This window comes from Martelella sp. (genome assembly GCF_984369615.1).
This window is the reverse complement of sequence record NZ_CFHTCS010000332.1, coordinates 1-4,772: the sequence shown is the minus strand read 5'-3', so window position 1 is coordinate 4,772 and position 4,772 is coordinate 1. Positions and strand designations below refer to the sequence as shown.

General features: G+C 63.6%; 3 protein-coding genes. 2 read left to right on the top strand and 1 reads right to left on the bottom strand.

Going from position 1 to position 4,772, the window contains the following annotated elements; all coding sequences use genetic code 11:
- Window positions 1–3,278 (bottom strand): YhdP family protein (locus AC5DC2_RS19520; protein ID WP_491699674.1); only part of this gene is annotated, 3,278 nt, incomplete at its 3' end.
- 153 nt (window positions 3,279–3,431) lie between these two features.
- On the opposite strand from AC5DC2_RS19520, the gene AC5DC2_RS19515 reads away from it, so the two are divergent.
- A complete protein-coding gene (locus AC5DC2_RS19515; RefSeq protein WP_491699673.1) occupies window positions 3,432–3,902 on the top strand; it encodes a peroxiredoxin in 471 nt (156 codons plus the stop codon).
- Between the two features lie 169 nt (window positions 3,903–4,071).
- A partial coding sequence (locus tag AC5DC2_RS19510; RefSeq protein WP_491699672.1) for a DEAD/DEAH box helicase occupies window positions 4,072–4,772 on the top strand: 701 nt, incomplete at its 3' end.

The following is a 4,772-nucleotide window of genomic DNA, read 5'->3' as shown; positions in this document are numbered from 1 at the left end:
AGGCCGTAGGCGGGCATGAAGGTGCCCGTCATGTCGATATTGCCGGCGGCATCGCGCACCACGCCCTTGAAGGTCGCGCCCACCTGATCACCGCGCACGAATGCGTCGGAGACCTGCAGCACGCCGTCGGAAACATCGATCACCGCCTGGGCGCGCTGAAAGCGCTGCTCGCTTTCGTTCAGCTGGTTGCGATAGGCCGCGTTCAGGCTTTTGCCGTTGGCAGCGGCCGGCGAGGACAGAAGCTGCTTCAACTGCTGGTCGTTGATCAGACGGAATTCGGCAAGGTCGAGCATGCCGTGCCAGCCGGTCGCGGTCTCGGCCAGGTTCAGGTCGAGCGTGCCGCCGGACATTTTTTGATAGACGCCGAGGAAACGCAGCAGCGCCCCGGTTCCCGATGTGGAGAGCGAGACGGTCTTGCTGCCGCCGTCATTGCCGAGTTTCAGCGTCAACGGCTGGCCCGTGGCCGTCGTCGCCGAAAGCGTCCCGTTCGCAAGATCGCCTTTTCTGACCAGAAGATCGCCGGAGACGGAAGAAAGCTGCCGGCCGCCCTCGCCGGTAACGCGGGCGAAATCGAAATGAACGCGGGCGTTGCCGTTATCGTCGGACGAGCCGCTGTCATCCCCTGCCGAACTGAGATGATCGAGAATCGGGCTCGCCATGAAGCTTCGGCCAGTCACGACGACATCGAGGCCGTTCTGTTCGCGCTGAATGGCGATGTTGACGTCGTCGCCCTCGCTCAGCGCGACATGGGTCAGCGTCGTCGACAGGAGACCGTCCTTGTCGAGGGTCACGCTGCCGTGCGCGGCGAGCCCGCTGCCGGAGAGCGTCAGGTCCTCGAGAACCGTCAGCCCGTCTTTGCTTTCGGTGTCCACCCGGAAGGAGAGCGTCGCCGGAACGCCGCTCGCCTTCTGCCAGCCCATCCACGGCAGGGAAAGCACCGTCTTGTTGAGGTCGAGCGTGATCCGGCTGCCCTCGGGCTCGTTTTCAACGGTCATCGAGATCGGACCGTCGACATAGCTGCCGAGACCGGGCGCCAGTTTCTCGCGCTCGGCGTCGTCGAGGTCGGCTGTAAGCCAGAGCACGGATTTTGCGGCCGAATCCGGTCCGAGCGGCTCGGCCCATTCGATATCCAGCGGCACGCCGTCGGCGCTGCCCGTCCCCTCGAAGGCAAGCCGGTCGGGGACAATCTCCAGCAGGCCGGACAGGTCGGCGACCGCATAGCCGCTGACCGGCTTTGCCAATTTCCCTTCGCTGATATCGGCGGCAACGCTCCAGGTCGGCGGCAGCGGTCCCGGCTCGTCCAGCGGGAACCGCGCCTTGACATTGACCTCGGCGTTACCGGAGAAATCGGCGGGCGCGAAATCCATGCCCTTGAGCGCGTTGATCGGCGGCGCGGCGGCAAGTTCAACGAGATCGCCGATGCTGCCGGCGAGCATCACGTCCACTTCTCCCGTCAGCGGCTTTGCATAGGTGTCGGCTATCGCGAAGGTGCCTTCGGCAAGCCGGATGGTCCTGCCCTTGGCGATGTTGAGCGTTCCTTCCTCGATCTCGACATCGACGCTGCCGCCGTTGATCTCCACCCGCGCATCGCTGCGGTTCACGTCGGGAAACTGATCGTTGAGCGTGATGCGGGTATCGTCGATGTCGAAGGCGATCTTGAGTTCGGTCTCGTCGAGGTTGACGGGAATGCCCTGCCCCTCGATCCGCCCGGCGGGAAGATAGACGGCGATATCGCCGTCGGTCACCACGCCGCCATGCAGGTTGCGACTGACCCATTCGCGCGGCTTGCGCGCGATCCAGAAGGGCCAGAGCTGCTTGACCGCCTCGGTGTCCATGCGCTCGATGCGCGCGCCGAAGGAAAGCTCCGGCGAGGTCGCGTTGCCGAACACGGCCTTGAAAGAGGCGGCCATGATGCCCTGCGGCGAACTGACGGCGATATTGTCGAGAAGCAGGCGCGGATTGTCCGTCTGGTATTCGCCGGTGAATTTCGCGTCAAAGATCAGCGGCGGCAGGCCGGGCTCGCGAGACTTGAAGCGGCCGCCGCGCACCAGAATGTCGAGCGCGTAGCCGGGCTGCTCCGCACCGGGCCGGAAGCGGTCTATATCCATGATGCCGGCGGTGAAGGGAAAACGGCTGCCGTCGAACTCGATCGAGGAATCCGTCAGTTCGAGCGATTGTTTCGCCGTGTCATAGGTGAGGTTGAGCCGCGCATCGGAAAAGGCGCGCGCAATCGAATCGGCAACGAAGCGCCCCTTCGCAACATCGAATTCCGCCATCACCTCCGGCAGCCCGCCGGGCGCGGCCCGCGTCAGGGCGATCGCCATGTCCGCCGTGCCCTCGACGCCCATCATCGCCTCGCCGTCATCGTTTTCCTGCAGCAGGAACGGCGTCAGCCTGACATTGCTGACCTCGGCCTGAAGACTTCTGGTGCGGCCGCGGTCCGCCATCGCCTCGAGCGTGAAACCCGTCGTCGTCCCGTCCAGCGAGACCGCGCCGTCGACCCGCAAAACGCCATCCGGCAGGAGGTTCAGGTTGACCTCGCGAATATCGACGGAAACAGTCTTGCCGGGAGAGGCGCTGCCGACGGGAAACTGGATGTCGCTGAGCTGGATCGACTGGGTCTCCGCCGCGCTCAGGATCCCGCGGGCAAGATCGGTCTGGGTGAATATCTGCTCCACCAGGATCGGAAGGCTGTCGACGCGATGGTCGGTCAGCCTGAAGGTTCCCGTCGAGGGCAAGGCGGACGAATCGATGTCGATGTTGTCCGCCTGCACCGCGTTGACCGAGATCTGCCCGCGCGCCAGGCTCATCGGGTCGACGGCGAAGCTCAGCACGCCGATCGAGGCGATCTGTTTCTCGCCGGGCCCGATCAGGTTCACGCCGCTGACATTGAGCCTGAGCGAGAGGCCGGAGCCGACGCGCAACGCCGCCGCATCGATGCGGGCGTGATAGCCGTCCGGCATGGCGGTGCGGATCTGCTCGTTGGCCTTCTCCGCAAGGAACCGGTCGAGCGAGCCGCTTTCGATGATGTAGAAGATCGCCGCGAAGAGGATGGCGAGACCGAGCACGAAAAACAGGAACAGCCGCGCGCAGGCGTGGGAGAACCGGTGGTGCGGGCGCGTGTGGACGATATGCGGATCATGCGTCTGGGCGGAGGGCAAACGATGAAGCGCGACGCGCTCGCGACGGTTGAACCGCGTGCGCTCACCGCGAATGTAGGTCTCTCTGTCGTTCCTGTCTTTCAAATCCGCCCCGACGAATACTATATTCGTGATCAAGGAGATATCCGGCGCGAATCCCCTCAGACACGGGTATGATAATCATGATGACGCGCATGGCTGGCAAGCAGACAATCAGCGCGAACAGCGTTTGCCCAAGGCCATATATCCGGAATTCGACTTGAACATGGTATGAACGAGGAGTGTTTGCCGATGAGCGACGTGAAAGAGGGCGAAAAGGCCCCTGATTTTAGCCTGCCGGTTGCCGAAGGGCGGGTTTTCTCAGCTGCCGATGCGAAGGGCAAGTGGCTTGTGCTTTATTTCTATCCGAAGGATGACACCAAGGGCTGCACGGTCGAGGCCGTCGCCTTTACCGCCCTTGCCGATGAATTCGAGAAGGCCGGAGCAATTGTCATCGGCGTTTCGCCCGACACGCTTCAAAGCCACGGCCGCTTCGCGAAGAAGCATGACCTTGCCGTGCTGCTCGGCTCCGACGAGGACCACAGCGTCGCCGAGGCCTACGGCGTGTGGAAGGAAAAGAGCATGTATGGCCGCAAATTCATGGGCATCGAACGCTCCACCTTCCTGATCGGGCCGGACGGCGTTCTCAAAAAGATATGGCGCAAGGTCAAGGTCGACGGCCATGCCGAGGCCGTACTTGCCGAAGTCGGGGGCGAAGGCTGAGGCCGGCCCCGGACACTGCCCGAAAAGCGACGCGAAAAGAGCCCGCGAGCCCCCATGCTTCCGGGCTTTTCTTGACTCTCGCGCGGTTTGGTACTATCCCGCCCTCGTAAACGCGAAGGCGGCCAAGGATCCGTCTATTTGTCAACGACAACACGGAACACGTTTCCCTTTGACCTCATTTTCAGATCTTGGGCTCAGCCCCAAAGTACTTTCCGCCGTAACCGAAGCCGGTTACAGCGAACCGACGCCCATCCAGGCGGGCGCGATACCGCACGCACTGACCCGCCGCGACGTTTGCGGCATCGCCCAGACCGGCACCGGCAAGACCGCCTCTTTCGTGCTGCCCATGCTGACGCTTCTGGAGCGCGGCCGCGCCCGCGCCCGCATGCCGCGCACGCTGATCCTCGAGCCGACGCGCGAACTCGCGGCCCAGGTTGCCGAAAATTTCGAGAAATACGGCAAGAAACACAAGCTCAACGTCGCGCTCCTGATCGGCGGCGTCTCCTTTGACGAACAGGACCGCAAGATCGAGCGCGGCGCCGATGTGCTGATCGCCACGCCCGGACGCCTCCTCGACCATACCGAGCGCGGCAAGCTTTTGATGACCGGCGTCGAGATTTTCGTCATCGACGAGGCCGACCGCATGCTCGACATGGGCTTCATTCCCGATATCGAGCGGATCGCCAAGCTCATTCCGTTCACGCGCCAGACGCTGTTCTTCTCGGCGACTATGCCGCCGGAGATCCAGAAGCTCGCCGACCGGTTCCTGCAGAATCCGGCCCGCGTAGAAGTCGCGCCGCCCTCCTCCACCGCGGCCACCGTCGAGCAGAAGCTCGTCGCCACCGGCGGCAAGGACTATGAAAAGCGCGC

Excerpts from the sequence above, each read along its gene's own strand:
- AC5DC2_RS19515 (WP_491699673.1), top strand. The coding sequence starts at position 3,432 with ATGAGCGACGTGAAAGAGGGCGAAAAGGCCCCTGATTTTAGCCTGCCG.